This is a genomic window from Salipiger bermudensis (assembly GCF_020171625.1).
Taxonomy (GTDB): Bacteria; Pseudomonadota; Alphaproteobacteria; order Rhodobacterales; family Rhodobacteraceae; genus Salipiger; species Salipiger bermudensis_B.
The window spans coordinates 72,512-95,032 of sequence record NZ_JAIUZY010000004.1; the positions used below are offsets into that span (position 1 = coordinate 72,512).

At 69.0% G+C, this 22,521-nt stretch carries 19 protein-coding genes and 1 riboswitch; of the genes, 9 read left to right on the plus strand and 10 right to left on the minus strand.

The features are described from left to right. Positions 1-13: 13 nt before the first annotated feature. On the minus strand, positions 14-1,147 hold the full coding sequence (locus tag LCM15_RS06910) for a UDP-N-acetylglucosamine--N-acetylmuramyl-(pentapeptide) pyrophosphoryl-undecaprenol N-acetylglucosamine transferase (RefSeq protein ID WP_224854771.1): 1,134 nt from the start codon (positions 1,145-1,147) through the stop codon (positions 14-16). A 130-nt stretch (positions 1,148-1,277) separates the two neighbouring features. After that, positions 1,278-2,447 (minus strand): putative lipid II flippase FtsW, encoded by a 1,170-nt coding sequence (ftsW, locus tag LCM15_RS06915; RefSeq protein WP_224854774.1) that lies wholly within the window; start codon positions 2,445-2,447, stop codon positions 1,278-1,280. 202 nt (positions 2,448-2,649) lie between these two features. Here ftsW and LCM15_RS06920 point away from each other — a divergent pair, with 202 nt between their 5' ends. Both LCM15_RS06920 and LCM15_RS06925 read left to right on the plus strand, forming a co-directional pair. Continuing rightward, positions 2,650-3,840 (plus strand): NAD(P)/FAD-dependent oxidoreductase, encoded by a 1,191-nt coding sequence (locus LCM15_RS06920; RefSeq protein ID WP_224854777.1) that lies wholly within the window; start codon positions 2,650-2,652, stop codon positions 3,838-3,840. A 54-nt stretch (positions 3,841-3,894) separates the two neighbouring features. Beyond that, positions 3,895-4,593: a hypothetical protein gene (locus LCM15_RS06925; protein WP_224854780.1), complete on the plus strand. Its 699-nt coding sequence runs from the start codon at positions 3,895-3,897 to the stop codon at positions 4,591-4,593. A 3-nt stretch (positions 4,594-4,596) separates the two neighbouring features. Here LCM15_RS06925 and murD read toward each other — a convergent pair whose 3' ends face one another. From murD to mraZ, 8 genes are all read right to left on the minus strand, one after another. Further along, positions 4,597-6,000: a UDP-N-acetylmuramoyl-L-alanine--D-glutamate ligase gene (gene murD / locus LCM15_RS06930; protein WP_224854782.1), complete on the minus strand. Its 1,404-nt coding sequence runs from the start codon at positions 5,998-6,000 to the stop codon at positions 4,597-4,599. A 421-nt stretch (positions 6,001-6,421) separates the two neighbouring features. Next, positions 6,422-7,504: a phospho-N-acetylmuramoyl-pentapeptide-transferase gene (gene mraY / locus LCM15_RS06935; RefSeq protein WP_224854784.1), complete on the minus strand. Its 1,083-nt coding sequence runs from the start codon at positions 7,502-7,504 to the stop codon at positions 6,422-6,424. A gap of 13 nt (positions 7,505-7,517) precedes the next feature. Beyond that, a complete protein-coding gene (locus tag LCM15_RS06940; protein WP_224854786.1) occupies positions 7,518-8,951 on the minus strand; it encodes a UDP-N-acetylmuramoyl-tripeptide--D-alanyl-D-alanine ligase in 1,434 nt (477 codons plus the stop codon). After that, positions 8,948-10,432 (minus strand): UDP-N-acetylmuramoyl-L-alanyl-D-glutamate--2,6-diaminopimelate ligase, encoded by a 1,485-nt coding sequence (locus tag LCM15_RS06945; protein WP_224854788.1) that lies wholly within the window; start codon positions 10,430-10,432, stop codon positions 8,948-8,950. The genes LCM15_RS06940 and LCM15_RS06945 overlap by 4 nt, the downstream gene beginning before the upstream one ends. A gap of 63 nt (positions 10,433-10,495) precedes the next feature. Next, on the minus strand, positions 10,496-12,286 hold the full coding sequence (locus LCM15_RS06950) for a peptidoglycan D,D-transpeptidase FtsI family protein (RefSeq protein WP_224854790.1): 1,791 nt from the start codon (positions 12,284-12,286) through the stop codon (positions 10,496-10,498). Next, complete coding sequence (locus LCM15_RS06955; RefSeq protein WP_224854792.1) at positions 12,283-12,627, minus strand: cell division protein FtsL; 345 nt, start codon at positions 12,625-12,627, stop codon at positions 12,283-12,285. The genes LCM15_RS06950 and LCM15_RS06955 overlap by 4 nt, the downstream gene beginning before the upstream one ends. Further along, positions 12,627-13,619, minus strand: coding sequence for a 16S rRNA (cytosine(1402)-N(4))-methyltransferase RsmH (gene rsmH / locus LCM15_RS06960; protein WP_224854794.1), 993 nt, complete (start codon positions 13,617-13,619; stop codon positions 12,627-12,629). The genes LCM15_RS06955 and rsmH overlap by 1 nt, the downstream gene beginning before the upstream one ends. After that, positions 13,620-14,129, minus strand: coding sequence for a division/cell wall cluster transcriptional repressor MraZ (gene mraZ, locus LCM15_RS06965; protein WP_224854796.1), 510 nt, complete (start codon positions 14,127-14,129; stop codon positions 13,620-13,622). It lies immediately after the preceding gene. Between the two features lie 693 nt (positions 14,130-14,822). Continuing rightward, positions 14,823-15,010, plus strand: a riboswitch (cobalamin riboswitch). 149 nt (positions 15,011-15,159) lie between these two features. Here mraZ and LCM15_RS06970 point away from each other — a divergent pair. The 7 genes from LCM15_RS06970 (at position 15,160) to LCM15_RS07000 (ending at position 22,504) form a co-directional block, all read left to right on the plus strand. Continuing rightward, complete coding sequence (locus tag LCM15_RS06970) at positions 15,160-17,022, plus strand: TonB-dependent receptor plug domain-containing protein (RefSeq protein ID WP_224854800.1); 1,863 nt, start codon at positions 15,160-15,162, stop codon at positions 17,020-17,022. Between the two features lie 31 nt (positions 17,023-17,053). Then, positions 17,054-17,845: an ABC transporter substrate-binding protein gene (locus LCM15_RS06975; RefSeq protein WP_263619587.1), complete on the plus strand. Its 792-nt coding sequence runs from the start codon at positions 17,054-17,056 to the stop codon at positions 17,843-17,845. After that, positions 17,842-18,819 (plus strand): FecCD family ABC transporter permease, encoded by a 978-nt coding sequence (locus LCM15_RS06980; protein WP_224854804.1) that lies wholly within the window; start codon positions 17,842-17,844, stop codon positions 18,817-18,819. The genes LCM15_RS06975 and LCM15_RS06980 overlap by 4 nt, the downstream gene beginning before the upstream one ends. After that, positions 18,816-19,565: an ABC transporter ATP-binding protein gene (locus tag LCM15_RS06985; protein ID WP_224854807.1), complete on the plus strand. Its 750-nt coding sequence runs from the start codon at positions 18,816-18,818 to the stop codon at positions 19,563-19,565. Before LCM15_RS06980 ends, LCM15_RS06985 begins: the two co-directional genes overlap by 4 nt. A gap of 76 nt (positions 19,566-19,641) precedes the next feature. After that, entirely contained in the window at positions 19,642-20,448 is an 807-nt protein-coding gene (locus LCM15_RS06990) for a TatD family hydrolase (protein WP_224854809.1), read from the plus strand. Further along, entirely contained in the window at positions 20,445-21,245 is an 801-nt protein-coding gene (locus tag LCM15_RS06995; RefSeq protein WP_224854811.1) for an MBL fold metallo-hydrolase, read from the plus strand. The genes LCM15_RS06990 and LCM15_RS06995 overlap by 4 nt, the downstream gene beginning before the upstream one ends. Before the next feature lie 329 nt (positions 21,246-21,574). Continuing rightward, a complete protein-coding gene (locus LCM15_RS07000) occupies positions 21,575-22,504 on the plus strand; it encodes an AEC family transporter (protein ID WP_224854813.1) in 930 nt (309 codons plus the stop codon). Positions 22,505-22,521: the final 17 nt, after the last annotated feature.

Genomic DNA, 22,521 nt, shown 5'->3' on the forward strand with positions numbered 1-22,521 from the left:
GCGCGTTCGTGTTTCATGCCTGCCCCTCCTCTGCTGCCTGTTCCTCTCCGAACCCGGCGAGATGTTCGACCAGGGCCGCGAGATGTTCCGCCGCCCTCGGTTTCGCCACCGACAGGGCGGCGCGTGACATCTGCAGCGCGCCCTCCGGGTTGCCCATCACCGCGGTGATGGCCTCGGCCATGCTGTCGACGCTGAGCTTGCTCTCGGGCATCCGGATCGCGGCGCCCGCGTCCACGAGCCCCTGCGCGTTCACTGTCTGGTGGTCGCCCGCCGCCACCGCGTAGGGCACGAGGATCGACGGGCGCCCGATCACCGAGATATCCGCCACCGACGACGCGCCCGAGCGCGAGATCACCAGTTGCGCCTCGGACATGCGGGCGGGAATGTCGGTGAAGAAGGGCTGCACGTCGGCGTCGATGCCGTGCTGGTGGTAGAACTCGGCCACGCGCGCGCCATCCTCGTCGCGGGCCTGATGGCTGACGCGAAGGTGGCGCAGGATCTCCATCGGCAGACGCTCGATGGCGGGCGGCACGATGTCCGACAGGATGCGCGCGCCCTGGCTGCCGCCGATCACCAGCAGCGACATCGGATAGTCGCCCGGCACGATGTAGCCCGCCCCGGCGCGCTCCTTGACCGCCATGCGCACCGGGTTCCCGGTGTGCACGCCCTCGATGCCCTCGGGCAGCTCGGTGGGCCAGGTGCCGCAGCAGACGCAGTCGACCTTCTTGGCGAAGATCTCGTTGACGCGGCCCAGCACGCCGTTCTGCTCGTGGATCATCCGCGGCAGCTTCATCAAGTGCGCCGCGCCGAGTGCCGGGATCGAGGGGTAACCGCCGAAGCCCACCACCACGTCGGGCCGGTCGCGCCGGAAGCGCCGCATCATCGCCAGAACGCCGCCGGCGATGCGGAACGGCACGCCGAGCTTCGACAGCGCCCCGCCGCGGGCAAAGGTGGCCGAGCTGACCTGCTCGATCTCGGTCGAATGGGGGAAGCCGCCGGTGTAGCGCGCCCCGCGCGCATCGGTCGAGAGCTTCACCCGCCAGCCGCGCCGCAGCATGATCTCCGCCAACGCCTGCGCCGGGAACATGTGCCCGCCGGTGCCGCCCGCCGCGATGACCAGTAGAGGGCGCCGGTACTGCTCTGCCATGAACCCGTGATCTCCCGTTCTTGTCTGCCGGGACGCCGCTTCGCGCCGCGCCGGCTGTTGACTGTTGCCTCACGGGCCGCTCACGCGGCCCGACGCCGCCTCAGAGCACAGGCGGCAGGGAAAACCCAGCCTAGCGGGCGCGCCCGCGCAGGATTTCGCCGATCTCGCCCTGCGGGCGGGTGCGGGTGAAGGCCAGCAGCATCCCCAGCGCGATGCCCCCGGCGATCAGGGACGAGCCGCCATAGCTCACGAAGGGCAGCGTCATGCCCTTGGCGGGCAGCAGCCGGACCGCAACGCCCATGTTGATCATCGCCTGCACGCCGAACATCGCCGCAAGGCCGGTGCCGGCAAGGCGGATGAAAGGGTCGCGCTCCCGGATCAGCCGCATCATCGAGCGCACCACCACGGTGGTGTAGAGCGCGATGATGACCAGCACGAGGATCAAGCCGTATTCCTCGGCCGCCACGGCGATGATGAAATCGGTATGGGCATCGGGCAGCGACCACTTCACCGTGCCCTCGCCGACGCCGACGCCGAAGAAGCCGCCTTCCTGAATGGCGTTGGTGGCATAGCCCAGCTGGGTGGTGGGATCGACCTCGGGGTTGAGGAAGCCATCGATGCGGCGGGCGAAGTGCTCGGAATTGCTGTAGGCGAGCATTCCGCCCAAGCCCACGAGGCCGGCCAGCCCCACCAGCAGCACCATCGGCGCGCCGGCCACGAACCACATCACGCCCCAGCCGAAAAGCACGAGGCAGGCCTGGCCGAAATCCGGCTGCAGCGCCAGCGTCAGCACGATGGTCACCGTCAGCCCGAAGGACCAGAGCTTGCCCGGCGGGCCGCCGATCTCCTGGCTGGCGGCCATCAGCCAGGCCACCACGATCACGAAGAGCGGCTTGAGGAACTCCGACGGCTGCACGCTGGCAAAGCCAAGCGAGTACCAGCGCACCGCACCCTTGCCGAAGTCGGTGCCGAGGAACGGCAGTCCCAGAAGCGCGATGAAGGCGCCGAGGAAGCCGATCACCGCCACGCGGCGCACCTGCACCGGCGACATCATCGAGGTGAGAAGCATCGCGGTCAGCGCCAGCCCGCCGAAGAAGGCCTGCCGCTGCACGTAATGAAAATGGCCGAAGCCGTTGCGCTCGGCCAGCGGCGGCGAGGCGGCGAGCCCCAGCAGGATCCCGACGCCGAACAGCATGAGGATGCACGACAACGCCCAGCGATCGACCGTCCGCCACCATTTGGGCAGAACGGGTTCGCCCTCGCGCACGGAAGAGACCGTGCCGTAAACCATTTCCGTCATGGGATCACCGCTCGAGATGGCCGGCGCGCGGCCGGCGAATTGCCTGTATCGTCCGGGTGGTCCCGGATCTTGTGGAAAAAAGCTTAGCAAAGCCGGGCACGGTTGGGAAGCGCTGGTTGCGCCGCGCGTCCCGAACCACCGATGCGCCCTTGAGGCGCCTCCGGCCCTTGCGCGGCGCGTCGATCCGTGGTCCTGAGCGGCCATGCAGATCGACACGCTCATACTCGGGGCCGGCGCCGCCGGCATGATGTGCGCGGCCCATGCCGGGCCCGGCACGCTGGTCATCGACCACGCCCGCGCCCCGGGCGAGAAGATCCGCATTTCCGGCGGCGGACGCTGCAACTTCACCAATCTCGAGGTCGAGCCTTCGCGCTTCCTCTCCGAGAACCCGCATTTCTGCAAATCCGCTCTGGCGCGCTACACGCAGTGGGATTTCATCGAGCTGGTCAGCCGCCACGGCATCGCCTGGCACGAAAAGACCCTTGGTCAGCTCTTCTGCGACGACAAGGCGACGCAGATCGTCGCCATGCTGCGCGCCGAGATGGAGGCCGCGGGCGCCGAGCTCTGGCTCTCCACCGAACTGGCCGGTCTTGGCCGCGATGGCAGCCACTTCACAGCGCGGCTGACCCGCGAGGGACGCACGCACACCGTCAAGGCGCGCAATCTCGTGCTCGCCACCGGCGGCAAGTCGATCCCCAAGATGGGCGCCACCGGTCTGGCCTACGACATCGCTGCGCAGTTCGAGCTGCCGCTGGTGCCGACCCGCGCCGGGCTGGTGCCCTTCACCTTCCCAGACGGGCGCTTCTCGGCGCTCTCGGGCCTGTCGCTCCCGGTCCGGGCGCGCGCCGGTCAGGCGGCGTTCGACGAGGCGATGCTGTTCACCCATCGCGGGCTCTCCGGACCGGCAATGCTGCAGGTGTCGAGCTACTGGCACGAGGGCGAGGACATCGCCGTCGACCTGCTGCCGGGGCAGGATCTGGCGGCGGCTCTGAAGGCCGCCCGCAGCGAGAACGGGCGCCGCGCCGTCACCACCGCGCTCGGGCATCTGCTGCCGCCCAAGCTGGTGGCGTATCTCTCCGAAAGCCTGCCGCTTGCGGGCAACCTCGCCGATCTGTCGGACCGGCGCATCGCCGAGCTGGCCGAGGCGCTGCAGGCCTGGCAGTTGCGCCCGCAGGGCACCGAGGGCTGGCGCACCGCCGAGGTCACGCTGGGCGGCATCTCGACCGAGGCGCTCTCGTCCAAGACCATGGAGGCGAAGTCGGTTCCCGGTCTCTTCGCCATCGGCGAGGCGGTCGACGTGACCGGCTGGCTGGGCGGCTACAACTTCCAGTGGGCGTGGTCTTCCGGCACCGTCTGCGGACGCGAGATCGCCTCCCGCCGCGGCGCGACTTGAAATAGAAATCAAAACGTCACATTTTCATCGTCTGTCTGTTACGGAGACGAGCCGATGGCGTTCGCCGATCATCCCACGCTGCACCCGGCGAACTGGATTCGCGACCTCAAGGCACAGGTGCCGCGCAAGCTGGTGCGCGACGCGTGGAACCGGGCGCTCTACGGGGCCGATGCGCCGCTGTCGGACGAGGCAATCTATATCGACCCGCTTGCGGTGAAGGAAACCTGCCGGACCATGCCCGGCGGCCCCCGCCTGCGCCGACGCCAAAGCGGCATGGTCGTCGCCGGCGATTGGGACCTGTCGCGCACGACCTTCGGTGGCAACGTCAAGGTGGTGAGCTGCCGGATGCGCTATCTCGAGGGCGTCGACTGGGAGCAGACCCCGCTCTTCGACAGCCTGATGGGCAAGATCGCCGCCGGCGAGCGCCCCGACGAATGCGCCAGCCGCGAAGACATTCTCAATCGCTACGAGTCGCTCGACCGGGTCTTCGAAGAGACCCGCCGCCGCGGGCGCCTGCTGAGCAAGGCGGAACTTCCCGATTTCTTCCGCCGCGAGCATGGCGGCATCCTGATCCATATCGACCGCAACGGCGCTCCGCTGCGCGCAGCCAGCGGTGGCATCCACCGCCTCGCGATCGCACAGATCCTCGAGCTTCCCGAGATCCCGGTGCAGATCGGCGCGGTGCACCGGGAGGCCGTCAAGAAGGGGCTCTACGCACCGCTGCGCCGCTCCCGGATCGGGACCGGCACCTGAGCCTCAGCCCGCCAGCCGTGCCTTGACGCGGGCGGCGAAGTCGTCGCCGCGCTGCTCGAAATTGTCGTACTGGTCGAAGCTCGCCGCCGCGGGCGCCAGAAGCACCGTCTCGCCGGGCTCTGCATCGGCCATGGTGCGCGCCACGGCGGTGTCCATGTCACCGCAGACCTCGGCCTCGACCCCCGACAGCGCCAGCGCAAAGCCCGCCGCCTCACGCCCGATGACATAGGCCTTGGAGACGTTGGCAAAGCCCGGCGCCAGCGCGTCCAGCCCGCCCTCCTTCATCAGACCGCCACAGATCCAGCGGATCCGCGGGAAGGCCTGCAGCGCCTTCAGTGCCGCGTCCACGTTGGTCGCCTTGCTGTCGTTGACATAGGCCACGCCGCCCGCCTCGGCGACGATCTGCGAGCGGTGCGGAAGCCCCTCGAAGGAGTGGAACGCCGCCTCGATCGCCCGCGGCGCCAGCCCCAGCGCCCGCGTCGCCGCGTAGGCCGCGCAGGCATTCTGATGGTTGTGCGCGCCGGGTAGCCCGCGCACCTTCCGCAGGTCGATCGAGGCCACCTGCCGCCCCTTGCGCCACTCGGTCAGGAAGCCCTTGCGCGCGAAGATATCCCAGCCGGGCCCGCTCAGCTTGCGCCCCGCCGAGACACGCAGAAGCCGGTCGTCCACCGCGCCTTCGGCAAGCTGGTTGGCCAGATACCGTCCCTCGGGCTCGTCGACACCGATGACGCAGCGGTCCGGCCCGCCCTCGGCAAACAGCCGGCGCTTGGCGGCGAAGTATCCGCCAAGGCCGCCATGCCGGTCGAGGTGATCCGGCGAGAGATTGGTGAACACCGCCACGTCGGGGGTCAGCGCACGCGCCAGTTCGGTCTGGTAGCTCGACAGCTCGAGCACCACCACGCCGCCCTCCTCGGGCGGCTCGATATCCAGCACGCCACGGCCGATATTGCCGGCAAGCTGGCTGGCCCGCCCGGCGCTGAGCAGGATGTGATGGATCAGCGCCGAGGTGGTCGATTTGCCGTTCGAGCCGGTCACCGCCACCACCTTGGGGGGCTGGTCGAACATCGCCCAGTCGCCGCTGCCGAAGGAGCGGAAGAACAGCCCGATGTCGTTGTCGACCGGCACACCCGCCTCCCACGCCGCGGCGATGACCGGGTTCGGCGCGGGATAGAGATGCGGGATACCGGGAGAGACCACCAGCCAGGCGACTCCATCGAAGCCGTCGGGCCCGGCAAGTTCGCGGGTCTCGAAGCCCTCGGCCTCCGCCGTGGCCCGTGCCGATGGGTTGTCATCCCAGCACAACGCCCGCGCCCCGCCCGCGCGCAACGCCCGCGCCGCAGACAGCCCGGAGCGCCCCAGCCCCAGAACCCCCACCGTCTGACATTCGAACCCGGTTACCGGAATCATCCGCCCTGCCCTCGCCTGCTTGCATTCGCCCCAGCGCTACCGCAAGCGCCGCGCCATGACCAGAGCGCCAAGCGGCGGGAACGGGCACCAGCGCCTGTCGCACCGGAGGTGCGCCGTCAAAAAAAGCCGGAGGTGCGCCTTCGAGAAAACCGGAGGCACGCCTTCAACAGAAGAGAGGGGGCTCTGCCCCCTCTTGGCGCTTTGCGCCAATTCACCCCCGAGGTATTTTTGAACCAAAGAAGCCATGAGCGCTGCGCCCCTGGCTTCTCTTCGTCAAAAATACTCCCGCCGGAGGCAGGCCGTCCGGCCCAATCGGCGCGGGCCCCGGGCAATGGCGTCACGCCCGCCACGGCCGTGGAGACCGGGGCCGCGGCCCCGGGCGACGTGACCTGTGCGCGGCCCCCGGCCGCGCGCCGCCAGATCAGCGCAGCTTGAGGGTCGCGAGGCCGATCAGGGCGAGGATCAGCGAGATGATCCAGAACCGGATCACGATCTGCGGCTCGGCCCAGCCCTTCTTCTCGTAGTGATGGTGGATCGGCGCCATCAGGAAGACCCGCTTGCCGGTGCGTTTGAAGTAGAACACCTGGATGATCACCGACAGCGCCTCGACCACGAAGAGGCCGCCGACGATGGCCAGCACGATCTCGTGCTTGGTGGCCACGGCAATCGCCCCCAGCGCGCCGCCGAGCGCCAGCGAGCCGGTATCGCCCATGAACACCGCCGCGGGCGGCGCGTTGTACCACAGGAAGCCAAGACCACCGCCGATCAGGCCGGCGCAGAAGATCAGGATTTCGCCGGTGCCGGGCACGTAATGCACGTCGAGATACTCGGTAAAGTCGGTGCGGCCCACCGCGTAGGCGATGATGCCGAGCGTGCCACCGGCGATCATCACCGGCATGATGGCGAGCCCGTCAAGCCCGTCGGTCAGGTTCACCGCGTTGGCCGCGCCCACGATGACGATCATCGAGAACGGCACGAAGAAGATCCCCAGATCCAGCAGCGCGTTCTTGAACACCGGGAAGGCGAGCTGACCGGTCAGCTCGGCCGGGTGGTGCCACGCGGCCCATGCGGCCGCCAGCCCGGCGATCAGGAAGCCCAGCAGGAGCCGCACCCGGCCCGAGACGCCCGCGGTGTTCTGCTTGGCGACCTTGGCGTAATCGTCGGCAAAGCCGATGGCGGCGTAGCCCATGGTGACGAAGAGCACCATCCACACGAAGGGATTGTCCAGCCGCGCCCAGAGCAGCGTCGAGGTCAGCAGCGCGCCCACGATCAGCAGCCCGCCCATGGTGGGGGTGCCGGCCTTGACGAAATGTCCCTCCGGGCCGTCGTTGCGGATCGGCTGGCCCTTGCCCTGCCGCTTGCGCAGCACGTCGATCAGCGGCCGCCCGAAGATGAAGCCGAAGATCAGCGCCGTCAGGAAGGCGCCGCCGGCGCGGAAGGTGATGTAGCGAAACAGGTTGAACAGGTCGCCGCCGTCGCTCAGTTCGGTGAGCCAGTAAAGCATGCTGTGGTCCTTGTTACCCGTTGCCGCCTGCGGGGGATACGCCCATGCGCCGGATGGCGTCAACCACGCGCCCGAGCCCGGTGGAGAGCGAGCCCTTCACCAGCACGACATCGCCCGAATCCATATCGTGCCGCACCCGGGCCGCCATGCCGTCGGCGGTTTCGGTCCAGTGCCCGCGCTTGTGCTCCGGCAGCGCCTTCCAGAGGTGACGCATCAGCGGCCCGACGCAGTGCACCAGATCGATCTTCTCCATCGCCGGCAGCTCCGCCACCGCGCGGTGCAGCGCCGCCTCGGTGGCGCCAAGCTCCTTCATGTCGCCGAGATAGGCGATGCGGCGCCCATGCGACACCCGCCCCACTCCGTCGCGGGTCCGCGCGCCGGCCAGCACCTCGAGCGCGGCGGCGAGCGAGGCGGGGTTGGCGTTATAGGCGTCGTCGATCAGCTCGAGCGAGAGATGCGTCTCCACCGGGTCGAGCAGAATGGTCTCCCGCAGGCCGCGCCCGGCGCCCGGGGACCACTGCCCCAGCGCGGTCACCGCCAGCGCCCGGTCGAGCCCGAGCGCGTGCGCCACCGCCAGCACGCCCATGCCGTTGACCGCGAAATGCCGCCCCGGAACCGCCACCTTGAATAGCACCGGCGAGCGCCACGCCCGGCCCTGCACCACGGTGGTGCTGTCGCAGATGTCGACATGCGTGACCCGGTGATGGTTGCCCTCGGCCTGGCCGAAGGTGAGCACATGCGCGGCGCTGGCCTCGCCGGCGGCCATCAGCAACGGCGAAACCGGAAGATCGCCGTTGACCACCGCGGTGCCGCCGGGCGCCAGCCCCTCGAAGATCGCCGCCTTCTCGCGCGCGATGCCCTCGAGGCTCTCGAAGGCGGCAAGATGCGCCGGCGCCACGATGGTGATCATCGCAACGTCGGGCCGCGCCATGCGCGACAGCGGGGCGATCTCGCCGGGGTGGTTCATGCCGATCTCGATGACGGCGAAATCCACGTCCATCGGCATCCGCGCCAGCGTCAGCGGCACGCCCCAGTGGTTGTTGTAGCTCTTCTCGGCGGCGTGGACACGGCCCTGCGCGCCCAGCACCACGCGCAGCATCTCCTTGGTCGAGGTCTTGCCGACCGAGCCGGTGACCGCCACGACCTTGGCCCGCGTGCGCGCCCGCGCGGCGAGGCCAAGCGCCTCGAGCCCGGCCTGCACGTCGTCGACGATCAGCAGCTTCGCCGGGTCCACGCCCTCGGGGATGCGGCTGACCAGCGCGGCACTGGCGCCGTTCTCGAGGGCCTGCGCCACGAAATCATGCCCGTCCCGCGCCGCCTTGAGCGCCACGAAGAGATCGCCCTTGGCGATCGTGCGGGTGTCGATGGAGACGCCATCGGCCTCCCAGTCGCCCGCGACCTGTCCGCCGGTGGCGGCAGCCGCGTCCTGAGCCGTCCAGAGTGTCACATGCCCCTCCCGTCCAGCGCCGCCACGGCCACGCTGGCCTGCTCGACATCGTCGAAGGGATAGACCGTGTCGCCGACGATCTGCCCGGTCTCGTGGCCCTTGCCGCAGACCAAAAGCGCGTCGCCCGGCTGCAGCAGATCGACGCCGCGCAGGATCGCCTCGGCGCGGTCGCCCACCTCGGTGGCCTCGGGCGCCCCCTCGAGCACCTGCGCCCGGATCGCGCCGGGCTCCTCCGAGCGTGGGTTGTCGTCGGTGACGATCACGAGATCGGCGTTCTCGGCGGCGGCGCGGCCCATCGGCGGACGCTTGCCCGCATCGCGGTCACCGCCGGCGCCGACGATGGCGATCAGCCGCCCCATGACATGTGGGCGCAGCGCCTTGATGGCAGTGGCCACCGCGTCGGGCGTGTGGGCGTAATCGACATAGACCGCCGCACCGCTGTCGCGGGTCGCGGCAAGCTGCATCCGGCCATGCACGGTCTCGAGCCGGGGCAGCGCGCGGAACACGTCTTCGGCCTCGGCGCCGCAGGCGATCACGAGGCCCGCCGCGACCAGCGCGTTCTGGCCCTGAAAACCGCCGATCAGGTTGAGGCGGAGCTGCTCGACCACGCCGTGCCAGCTCAGCCGCAGCTCCTGCCCGGTGGCGTCGAAGCGCTGGCCGAGCAGGCGCAGGTCGGCGCCCTCGCTTTCGCCCACCGTGAGCACGTCCTGCCCGCGGGCGCGGGCGATGGCGAGCATGTCGATGCCGCGGGCGTCGTCGATATTGATCACCGCGACGCCCTCCTCGGGCAGCACGCGGGCGAAGAGACCGGCCTTGGCGGCGAAGTACTCTTCGAAATCGGCGTGATAATCGAGGTGATCCTGGCTGAAATTGGTGAACCCGGCGGCCAACAGCTGCACGCCGTCGAGCCGGCGCTGGTCGAGCCCGTGCGACGACGCCTCCATCGCGGCGTGCTCCACGCCGGCGGCGGCCGCTTCGGCCAGCGCCTTGTGCAGGGTGATCGGGTCGGGCGTGGTGTGGCGCAGCGGCGCCTGCCAGTCGCCCTCGACCCCGGTGGTGCCGAGATTGACGGCGCGGTAGCCCAGCTCCTGCCAGAGCCGGCGCACGAAGCTCGCGACGCTGGTCTTGCCGTTGGTGCCGGTGACCGCCACCATCGTCGCGGGCTGCGCCCCGAAGAACAGCGCGCAGGCATAGGCCAGCGCGGCGCGCGGCTCGGCGGCGATCACCAGCGCCACGTCGCTCTCGGCCAGCGCCGCCTCGGCGAGGCGGGCGCCCTCGGCATCGGTCAGCACCGCGACGGCGCCCTGCGCCAGAGCGGTGTCGATGAAGGTCGCGCCGTGCACCTTGGTGCCCGGCATCGCCGCAAAAAGATGGCCGGGCATCACCGCGCGGCTGTCGACCGAGATGCCCGAGACCCGGGCCTCGCGGCCCCCGCGGGCCGTCAAGCCGAGATCCGACAGGCTCTTTTCCTCACCGCTCATATCTGCCCCCGAAGCGTTTGGTGGTTGAGAGAGGTCCGGATCCGGCGGGAGCCTGCGGCGGCATCACTGCCGGACCAGCGTGACCTCCGCCACTTCTCCCATATCGTATTCCGGACGCAAGCCCAGAAGCGGCGCGATCCTGCCGATCATCTCGGCAGCCACCGGAACAGCGGTCCAGCCGGCGGTACGGCGCGGCTTCGAGCCCGAGGTCTCGACCGGCTCGTCGAGCGTCACGATGAGCACGTATTTCGGATCATGCGCCGGGAACATCGCGGCGAAGGTGGCGATGACCTTGTCCTTGTAATAGCCGCCGCCATGCTCGCGCGGCTTGTCCGCGGTGCCGGTCTTGCCGCCGACGTGATAGCCGGGCACCTCGCCGAAGCTCGCGGTGCCGCTGCTGACCACCTTGCGCAGCATGTCGCGCGAGTCCGCGGCCACCTGCGGCGACATCACTCGCTCGCCGAACTGCGCGCCCTGCTGCTTGAGCAGCGTGGGTCTCACCAGCGTGCCGCCATTGGCGATGGCCGAGTAGGCCGCCGCGAGGTGCAGCGGCGAGGACGACAGGCCGTGGCCGTAGGAGATCGTCACCGAGGAGAGGTCGGTCCAGCGCGACGGAAGCAGAGGCTTGCCGCCCGCCGCCTCGACGATCTCGAGCGGGGTCGGTTCGAAGAAGCCGAGCTTCCTGAGGAAATCCTGCTGGCGGTCGATGCCGATGGCCAGCGCCATCTTGCCGGTGCCGCGGTTCGAGGACTTGATGATGATCTCCTCGACCGGGATCTCGCCGTAGTTGTGGCCCTCGAACTCGCCGATGCGGTGACCGCCGACCTTGAAGGGCGGGCGGGTGTCGATGATCGTGTCGGGCCGCACAAGGCCCAGCTCCATCGCCTGCGCGGCGGCGAAGATCTTGAAGGTCGAGCCGAGCTCGTAGACCCCCTGCACCGCACGGTTGAACAGCGGGCTGTCCGACGGGCTGCCCTTGGTGGGCGGATTCGGCCGGTCGTTGGGGTCGAAATCGGGCAGCGAAGCAAGTGCTATGACCTCGCCGGTGTGCACATCCATGAGCACCGAGGCCGCGCCCTTGGCGTTGAGCAGCCGCATCCCGGAATCGAGCACCCGCTCGGTCGCCGCCTGCACGGAAAGGTCGATGGACAATTCCAGCGGGGCGCCGCCGCGGGCCGGGTCGCGCAGCTCTTCGTCGAAGAACTTCTCGATGCCGGCGGTCCCGATCACCTCGGCCGAGGCCACGCCCTCGCGGCCGAAGCTGGCGCCGCCCATGATGTGCGAGGCCAGCGCGCCGTTGGGATAGAGGCGCATCTCGCGCGGACCGAACAGAAGGCCCGGCTCGCCGATATCATGCACGGCCTGCATCTGCTCGGGGCTGATTTTCTTCTTCACCCACAGGAACTTGCGCTTGGGATCGGTGAAATCCTTCACCATGCGCTCTTCGTCGAGATCCGGGAAGATCGCCTTCAGCTCGCGCGCGGCGCGCAGCGGTTCGATCATCTGCTGCGGGTGGGCGTAAAGCGAGTGGGTCTCCATGTTGGTCGCAAGGATGCGGCCATGGCGGTCGGTGATATCGGCGCGGCTGGCGATGATCGAGGCACCGCTGGCATGGGCGCGCGGCTCTGCCGGCTCGGAGGCGGCGAGCATGCCCATGCGGGCACCGACCACGGCGAAGGCCACGAGGAACATCACGCTCATCACCAGCAGACGCCCCTCGGCGCGGACCCGCGCCTTGTCGCGCATCTGCTCGTGGCGGATGCGCAGGTTCTCGCGTTCGATGGCGTCGGGGTTCTCGCCCTTCTGGCGGGCCTGGAGAATGCGGGCGAGCGGACGCAGCGGCGTGCGGGTCATTGCGTGGCCCCCGCGCTCGAGACGTCGATCGGGTCCATCACCACCAGAGGCTGAATCACCGGGTAGGCGACCTGATCGACGCGGCCGAACTGGTCCGGCCGCATCGGAAGCAACTCAAGCCGGGGGAAGTTGATCTCGGCCAGATCCCGCAGCCGGTCGGGGCGGTTGAGATAGGCCCACTCCGCCTTGAGGATCGCGAGCCGGGCGCGCGCATCTGCGATGTTGCGATGCAGGCGGTCGACATTGTCGAGCGCCGCCTTGGTCTCGTAATTCTCGCGATAGGCCCAGAAGGCGAGGCCGATCAGGCCGAGGAACGTGGTCACGTAGAGCAGCGTCCGCATCAGCGTTTCCCCTTGAGCTGAGGCATGTTGAGTTTGTCCGCGCCAACCTCTCCGGGCGCGGCGTCGGTGCGCTTGCCGATGCGCAGCCGGGCCGAACGGGCGCGCGGATTGGCGGCAAGCTCCTCGTCATCCGGGCCCACGGCCTTGCGGGTGAGAAGCTCGAAGCGCGGCGCCTCGGTCTCGGTGACCGGGGCGTGACGGCTGACCGTGTCCAGGCGCCCGGTGCGCGCCTGAAAGAAGCGCTTCACCATGCGGTCCTCGACGGAATGGAAGGTGACGACACAGAGCCAGCCGCCGGGCTTCAGCGCCCGCTCGGCGGCCATCAGCCCACGCCAGAGCGCGCCGTATTCGTCGTTCACCGCGATGCGCAGCGCCTGGAAGCTGCGGGTTGCGGGGTGCGACTGGCCGGGCTTGGGCCGCGGCAGGCAAGCCTCGACGATCGACGAGAGCCGCGCGGTCGTCTCGATCGGCGCCTCGTCGCGCGCCTTGACGATGGCCCGGGCGATGCGGCGCGAGGCACGCTCTTCGCCATAGGTATAGAGCACGTCGGCCAACGCCGTCTCGTCGAGCCGCTTGACCAGGTCGGCGGCGCTCTCGCCCGACTGCTCCATGCGCATGTCGAGCGGGCCGTCTTTCATGAACGAGAAGCCGCGCTCGGCGATATCAAGCTGCATCGACGACACGCCAAGGTCGAGCACCACGCCATCGGCGTCGCTGACCGTCTTGTCCATGTCGGCGAAATTGCCTTCGACCAGCTCGAGCCGGTCGCCATAGGAGCCGATCCAGCCCTGCGCCATCTGATGCGCCAGCGGATCGCGGTCGATGCCGATCACCTTGTCGGCCCCGGCCTCGAGCAGGCCGCGGGCATAGCCCCCTGCCCCGAAGGTGCCATCGACCCAGGTGCCGGCGACCGGCGCCACGGCCGCGAGAAGGGGCCGCAGGAGAACCGGAACATGCGGCGCGCTGTTGGTCTGATCCGCCGCAGGTGCCATTCAGATCTCCTCGTCCTCGTCGTCTTCATCGAGCAATTCCAGCGGGTCGCCATCGAAATCGGCCAGCTCGTCCTCGGTCGCCTCGAGATCGGCCTCGTATGCCCCGGGCTCCCAGATCTGGAAGGTGTCGACGGTGCCGATGAACTGCGCTTCGTTGTCGAGCGCGATCTTGTCGCGCAGCTTGACAGGAATCACGATCCGCCCGGTGTCGTCAACGCTCGACGTGACCGACTGGGCCGAGATCAGCCGCTCGAGCAGGCGCCGCTTGCGCGAGCCACGCTTCATGCCGCTGATGCGGTCCTCGATGGCCTCGATTTCCTGGATGGTGAAGCATTCGAGATACTTGCGGCGCTGGTCGCCGTAGACGATCACGAAGTTGGGGCTCAGACCTTCGGTCCAGTCGGGATCACCGGCTTCGAGCACACGGCGAAAAGAGGCCGGGATGGACACCCTGCCCTTACTGTCGACCTTGTGCCGACTTTCGCCTCTGAACCTCAGCCTGCGGCTCACTGTCCCTACCCAAGCCCCCTTTAAACGAAATACGGCGGGTTGATCTGCTGCCACCGATCAACCCGCCGCCTTGACCCGCTTTGCGGGCTTGTCCAGCTGCGCGCGCCACCTGGGGGGATGTCTGCTCGCTCGCGCGCCGGATCTCTGTGTTTCGATGAGGGCGGGTGCCTGTATGAACCTGCTCTTTTATTATTGTGGGTGTTTGCCGGGGCTTTGTTTTTTGCCCTCTGTCCCGTCCCTCATCGTGGTTAAAGGTATGTCATGGGAATTCATGGGAGGCAACGGGGAATTTCGACACGAGGCACAACTTCTTGTCCACAGCCCCTGTGGAAAACAATATCTAGGGGGCACCTTACGGAAATATCACGAAGATGTGGTAAGCGGGAACCCGCATGTCACTAGATGTAGTCACGCTGTCGTGAAGATGTCACGGGCCACAAAATCCCAGAAATGTTTTGTTGCGAAGTGCGCTGAATTCGGCATTCCACAGATCAGATGGATTCGGAGGCAGGAAAGCCGGTGAATCACCCCCGAATCCCACGCCGTTCGGGTCTCGATCCCAAACCGGGCCAGCATTTCCCAAATCCGTGCCATGCAATCCCATGTCCGGTGCCATCCATTCCCATGCGGCCCGGAATCCACGCCCCTCGCCCCTGACACGACCGAGTCTCTTGTGCGGTGGGACGCCCGGCATTAAGCGAAGCAGGCCTCGGTTCCGGCCCCGTCCGGAGAATAGGGAACGCGGTGCAAACCCGCGACTGCCCCCGCAACTGTGAGCGGCGAGTGCGACCGGCATATGCCACTGGGCGAGCCGCCCGGGAAGGCCCGCGTCGCGCGACGACCCGCAAGTCAGGAGACCTGCCAAGGTGATCACCCTCCTCATGCGCGGGGTTGCGCTTCGGGGGACGGTCCGTCCGTTCGTGGTGATATCCGCAGAGTTCACCGGAGCCGGGGCGCCCCCGCCTTTCCCGGGAACACCACGACAGCCGCCCCTCTGCCGGAGGGGCCGACATGGAAAGGATGGACAGGGATGAAGCATGTCCTCACCACCGCCTCGGTTCTCGCACTGAGCACCACCCCCCTGCTCGCGCAGGATGACGGCTATTATCAACTGCCGACGCTGACACTTTATGCCAACAGCACGCCGTTCGAGCTTGGCCGCACCGGCACCTCGGTCTCGGTCCTCACCGAGCGCGATCTCGACGACAGCCCCGAGACGACGCTGGCCGATACGCTCGACACGCTGCCCGGCGTCAACGCCGTCAGCAATGGCGGGCCCGGCACCAACAGCGCTGTCAGCATCCGCGGATTGCCCGCCTATTACGCGCCGGTCTACATCAATGGCATCGAGGCGACCGACAGTTCGTCGACGCAAACCAGCTTCAACTTCGGCCACATCCTCGCCGGCGGCGTGAGCCGCGTCGAGGTCCTGAAGGGGGCGCAGTCGGCGCTCTACGGCGCCGATGCGGTTGCCGGGATCGTCGCGATCGACCTCGCCCGCGCCCCGGAAGAGCCGGGCCAGACCACGAAGGTGAGCGCGGAGGCCGGCAGCTACAACACCAAGAGCTCGGCCCTGAGCTATGGTGCCGCGACCGACCGCGCCGGTGTCGCGGTCAGCGCCACGCGTTTCGTGACCGACGGGTTCTCGGCGGTCGAGGCTGACGGCTACGACGAAGACGATGGTTTCGCTGCGACCCAGCTGGCCTTCGACAGCTATTTCCAGGCGACCCCAGACCTGCGCGTCGGCCTTTCTGGCTTCCGCTTCGACGGCGAGGGCGACTACGACTCCAACAGCTTCACCGCGCCCGAGAGCGGCACGAACGACATCGAGAGCTATGGTCTGCGCGCCTATGCCGAGCTGCAGACCGGCGCCGTCGCGCATGAGCTGGCCTATTCGCGCTACCAGATCGAACGCGACACCGATGCCGCCGGCTGGAACGACAGCTTCGGCTCGACCCGCGACAAGTGGACCTATAGCGGCACGTGGGAATTCGCCGCCGGCCGCAGCCTGAGCTTCGGTGCCGATCACAGCCTCGAAGAAGCCGACTTCAGCGCTCCGGTCTTTGATGCCTTCTACTCGCGCGTCGGCACCGCCGAAAACAGCGAGTCGGTCGACAACACCGGCGCCTATGCCGAGCTTGCCTGGGCCTTCACGCCGGATGTCGATGCCGTGGTCACCGTGCGCCATGACGATCACTCGGAGTTCGGCGGCGAGTGGAGCGGTCGCGCGACCATGTCCTGGCGCGCCACCGAGGCGCTCACCCTGCGCGGCGCGCTGGCCAAAGGCTATCGCGCCCCGTCGCTCTACGAGCTCTACAGCCCGTCCTACGGCAATGACGGCCTCGAGCCGGAAACCAGCCGGGGTGGCGAGATCGGGGCGGACTATGCCTTTGCCGGTGGTGCGACGCTGGGCGCGACATGGTTCTACACCGAGATCGACGACCTGATCCAATATGAGGGCAGCGGATACGCCCAGGTCTCCGGCACCTCCGTATCGAAGGGCCTCGAGCTTGCCGGGAGCGTGCTGCTCGGCGACCGCTTCACGCTCTCGGGCAGCTACACCTACACCGATGCGCGCGACAAAAACGACGATCCGCTGGCGCGGGTGCCGCGCTACGATCTTGCCATGCGCCTTGATGCCGACATCACCGACGAGCTGCGCGCCGGTCTCAGCGTTGTGCACAAGGCCGACTATGCCGAGACCTATGGCGCAACGGTTCAGGACGAAAGCGACGATCACACCGTGGTCAATGCGCAGGCGAGCTATGAGTTCGGCAACGGCCTCGAGGGCTACGTCCGCATCGAGAACCTCTTCGACGAGGAGTACCAGGTCGTGCCCGGCTACCAGACCACGGACCGCGCCTACTACGCGGGGATCCGTGCGCGCTTCTAAGCACGCCAGAATCGCCGCCGCCCTGCTCCTCATGGCAGGCGCGGCGGCGGCCGACGGCGCGGGCCCGGCCCGCGTCGTCTCACTCAACGTCTGTACCGACCAGCTTGCGCTGCTGCTGGCCGCGCCCGGACAGCTGGTCTCGGTCTCGCCGCTTGCGCACGACCCGCGCAGCTCGGCGATGGCGCACGAAGCCGCGCCCTTTCCCGCCAATCACGCCCATGCCGAGGAGATCGCCCTGCTCGAGCCGGATCTCGTGCTTGCCGGCAACTTCACCGCCCGCGCCGCCACCGACATGCTCGACCAGCTGGGCTACCGCGTCGAACGCTTCAACCCGGCCAACTCTCTCGCGGATGTGCGCGACAACATCGCGCGCATGGGCACCCTGCTCGGGCGCGAGGCCGAGGCAGACACCCTGCTCGCGCGCTTCGACGCCCGCCTCGCCGCGCTGAGCGATGCCCCCGAGACGCGCCCGGTCGTGGCCTACTATCTCCCCTTCAACGAAACCGCCGGGGTCCAGTCCCTGACCGGCGAGATCCTCGCTGCCGCCGGGATGGCGAACATCTCGGAGGCGCGCGGCCTGCCCTATGGCGGCCGCCTGCCGCTCGAGGAGCTGGTGCTGGCGCAGCCCGATATGATCCTCGTGGGTCAGCCCTATGACAGCCCGGCGCAGGCCACGGCGCTGCTGCAGCACCCGGTGCTGCGCGCCACCGGCACCCTGCACGAGATCCCCGACGGCCAGAACTGGATCTGCGGCACGCCCTTCGTGCTCGACGCGGTCGAGGCGATGCGCGACCTGCGCCGCGACTGGGAGGCCACGCAATGAGGCTGGCGCTGTCCCTCTCCGCCCTCGTGTTTGCGCTGCTGCTCGCCTCGCTGTCGCTGGGCTATGCCCCGTTGCCGCCCTCCACCGTGCTGCGCGGCGTGGTTGGCGCGGGGGATCCGCTGCATGTCATGGTGATGCAGCAGATCCGCCTGCCGCGCACCGCGCTCGCAGCACTGGTGGGCGCAGCGCTCGGACTTTCTGGCGCGGCGATGCAGGGCTACCTGCGCAACCCGCTGGCCGAGCCGGGGCTGATCGGTGTCTCGGGCTCCGCAGCGCTTGGCGCGGTGATCGCGCTGCAGACCGGCCTCGCGGCTGCGTTCGCGCTCGCCCTGCCGCTGATGGCGCTGCTCTTCGCGCTTGGCGCGGTGGCGCTGATCCTGCTGCTCGCCGGCCCGCGCGGCGGATCGCTGACGCTGATCCTCGCGGGCATCGCGGTCTCGGCGCTCGCCGGCGCGCTGACCTCGCTGGCGCTGAACCTGTCCTCGAACCCCTATGCCACCTTCGAGATCGTGTTCTGGATGATGGGCTCGGTCGCCGACCGCTCGCTCAGCCATCTCGCGCTCGCCGCCCCTCTCGTGGCGCTCGGGGGCGCGGTGCTGCTGACGCTGGGCCGTGGGCTCGACGCGCTGACACTGGGCGAGGATGGGGCGCAGGCGCTTGGCGTGTCGATGACGGCGCTGCGCCTGAAGCTGCTGTTCGGCACCGCCGCCGCCGTCGGCGCGGCCACCGCGGTGGCCGGCGCGGTGGGCTTCGTCGGGCTGGTGGTGCCGCACCTGCTGCGTCCGCTCTGCGGCGCACGGCCCTCGCGGCTGCTCTGGGCCTCGGCGCTCGGCGGCGCGGCAATGCTGCTTGCCGCCGACATCGCGGTGCGGCTGGTGCTGCCCGAGCGCGACCTCAAGCTCGGCGTGGTGATGGCGCTGATCGGCGCGCCACTGTTCCTGCACCTGATCTACAAGACACGGAGGGGCGGATGAGCCTGCTGTCGCTCGAGACGCTCACCGTCAGGCGCGGCCCCTGCCCGGTGGTCGATGGTGTCAGCCTGAAGATCGCCCCCGGCGAATGCGTCGGGCTGATCGGCCCGAACGGGGCCGGAAAGACCACGCTGATGCGCGCCGCCCTCGGCCTGATGAAACACGAGGGCCGCTCCTCGCTGACCGACCTGCCCGCCCGCGAGCGCGCCCGCGCCGCCGCCTGGCTGCCGCAGTCGCGCGAGATCGCCTGGCCGGTGACCGTCGAGACGCTGGTGGCGCTTGGCCGCCTGCCGCATGACAGCCGCGCCGGAGACCTGCGCGCTGAAGCCGTCCTGCGCGCGCTTGATCGCATGGGCCTGACCGCCTTCGCGCAACGCCGCGCCACTGAGCTCTCGGGCGGCGAGCAGGCCCGCGTGCTGATCGCCCGCGCGCTGGCGCAGGAGGCGCCGCTGCTGATGGCCGACGAGCCCATCGCCGGGCTCGACCCGGCGGCGCAGATCGCCACGCTCCGGGTGTTCCAGTCGCTCGCGCAAGAGGGTCACGCGGTGCTGGTCTCGCTGCACGACCTGACGCTGGCGGCGCGCCATTGCACGCGGCTGATCCTGCTTGATCGCGGTCGCGTCGCCGCCGACGGCCCGCCGCTCACGGTGCTGAGCGAGGCCCGGCTCGCCGAGGTCTTCCACCTGCGCGGCCACATGCTCGAAACCGGGGACGGCCCGCTGCTGCAGGCGATCGACGTGCTGGGCTGAGGCGTCCGCGCGCCACGCCCGCATCCGCTTGACCCTGCCGACGCCATCCCCCACAACCGGCGCAAAGGACATGACCATGACCACTCCCCTAATCACCGACAGCCACTGTCACCTCGATTTCCCGGATTTCGACGCCGAGCGCCCGGACGTTATCGCCCGCGCCATCGACGCCGGCGTGCACCGCATGGTGACGATCTGCACCCGCCTGCGCCTCGAGCCGCAGGTCCGCGCCATCGCCGAGGCCAACGACCCGGTGTTCTACGCCGCCGGCACCCACCCGATGAGCGCCGCCGAGGAGCCGCTCACCTCCGTGGACGAGCTGGTCTCGCTGTCGCAGCACCCGAAATTCGTCGGCATCGGCGAGACCGGGCTCGACTATCACTACACCGCCGAGAGCGCCGAGGTTCAGAAGACCTCGCTGCGCATCCATATCGAGGCGGCGCAGGAAACCGGCCTGCCGCTGATCATCCACGCCCGCGCCGCCGACGACGACATGGCGCAGATCCTCTCCGAGGCCCACCGCGCCAAGCCCTATGCCTGCGTGATGCACTGCTTCTCCTCCTCGGCGGAACTGGCGAGGGCGGCGCTCGACTGCGGCTTCTACCTGTCGATGTCGGGCATCGCGGCGTTTCCGAAGTCGAAGGAGCTGCGCGACATCTTCGCCAGCGCCCCGCTCGAACGCATCCTCGTGGAAACCGACAGCCCCTATCTCGCGCCGCCGCCCTATCGCGGCAAGCGCAACGAGCCGGGCTACAGCGTGCACACCGCCAAGGTCGGCGCCGAGACGTTCGGCCTGTCCTACGAGGACTTCGCCCGCGCCACCGAGGCCAATTTCGAGCGCCTCTTCGCCAAGGCCGCCGACTGGACCCCGGAGACCGCATGACCGAGCTGCGTTTCACCATCCTCGGCTGCGGCTCCTCGGGCGGCGTGCCGCGGCTTGGCGGGCACTGGGGCGACTGCGACCCGGCCAACCCGCGCAACACGCGGCGGCGCTGCTCGATGCTGGTCGAGCGCGAGGGCGACCACGGCACCACGCGGGTGCTGATCGACACCACGCCGGACATGCGCCAGCAATTGCTCGACGTGGGCGTCGGCCATCTCGACGCGGTGGCCTGGACGCACAGCCACGCCGATCACACGCATGGGCTCGACGACCTGCGCCAGATCGTCTTCAACCGGCGCGACCGGCTGCCGGTCTGGGCCGATGACGCGACGCAGGCCGCGCTCTTCGCGCGGTTCGACTACGCCTTCGTGCAACCCGAGGGCAGCCCCTACCCGCCGATCCTCGAGATGAACACGATCGGCGCGGCGCCCTTCACCATCGACGGCGCCGGCGGCCCGATCACGCTGACCCCGTTCGAGGTCGACCACGGCAGCATGGACGCGCTTGGATTCCGCATCGGCAAGGTGGCCTACCTGCCCGACGTGATCCGGATCCCCGAGGCCAGCTGGACGCATCTTCAGGGGCTCGACTGCTGGATCCTCGACGCGCTGCGCCGCGCGCCGCACCCGACCCATGCCCATCTCGATCTGGCACTGGAGTGGATTGCCATGGCGCAACCGAAAGAGGCGGTGCTGACCAACATGCATATCGATCTCGACCATGACGTCGTCGCCGCCGAGACCCCGGATCACATCCGCCCGGCCTATGACGGCATGGTCCTGCGCTATGCACTCTGAGCCGGCGCGGCCGACACAGCCCGCCCGGCCCCACACACGCCGCCCCATAAGCGCAGCGCCCAGCCGCCCCGCGCCGCGTCCAACTCTTCTCTACGTCCCAAATACTCACCGCGACGCCCACCGCTCCTCCCGCCGCCGGGACACCGCCGCCCACCACCAACCACACCACCTTCGCCGCCCCGCGCCACGCCCTGCTCTTCTCTACGTCCCAAATACTCACCGCCCCCCCAACCGGCCCTCCCGCCGCCGGGCCCCCGGCGCCGCGACAAACCGGCGCGCCCCCGGCGACGCGCGCAGCGCGGCGCAACACCTCGCCCCAAGAGACTGACATGCAAGCCCTCTTCGACATCATCCTGCCGGTCTTCCTGGTCATCGGCGTCGGATATCTCGCCAGCTGGCGCGGCCTTCTGACCGATAGCGCGGTCGACGGGCTGATGGGCTTCACCCAGACCATCGCCATTCCCTGCCTGCTGTTCACCGCGATCTGGCAGCTCGATCTGGGCACGAACTTCTCGCCGCCGATCCTGATCTCGTTCTATCTCGGCGCCACGAGCGGTTTCGTCGCGGGCCTTTTGGGCACGCGCTACATCTTCGGGCGCGACTGGGAAGATTCCGTCGCCATCGGCTTCGCCTGCCTGTTCTCCAACTCGCTGCTGCTGGGCCTGCCGATCACCGAGCGCGCTTACGGGCCGGATTCGCTGTCGGGCAATTACGCCATCATCGCGATGCACTCGCCGTTCTGCTACGCGCTCGGCATCACCGCGATGGAGATCGCCCGGGCCCGCGGCACCGCGCTGCGCCGGCTGCCGCTGACCGTGGGGCGCGCGATGTTCCGCAACGGTCTGGTGATCGGCATTGCGATCGGCGTCGCCTTCAACTTGGGCAATGTCAGCCTCCCCGCGCCGGTGATGCAGGCGCTCGACATGATCACCCGCACGGCGCTTCCGGCGGCGCTTTTCGCTCTGGGGGGCGTGCTGTTCCGCTATCGCCCCGAGGGCGACCTGCGCACCATCTTCTACGTCTGTGCAATCTCGCTCGGGCTGCACCCGGCGATCACCTTCGCGCTCGGCCAGAGCCTCGATCTGTCGACGGATGCGCTGCGCTCGGCGGTGATGACCGGCGCGATGGCGCCGGGGGTCAACGCCTATGTCTTCGCCAACATGTATGGCCGGGCCAAGCGGGTGGCCGCCTCCTCGGTGCTTCTGGCCACCGGGCTGTGCCTGTTCACCAGCTGGGTCTGGCTGCACGTCCTGCCCTGAGACGCCCCTTCAGCCTG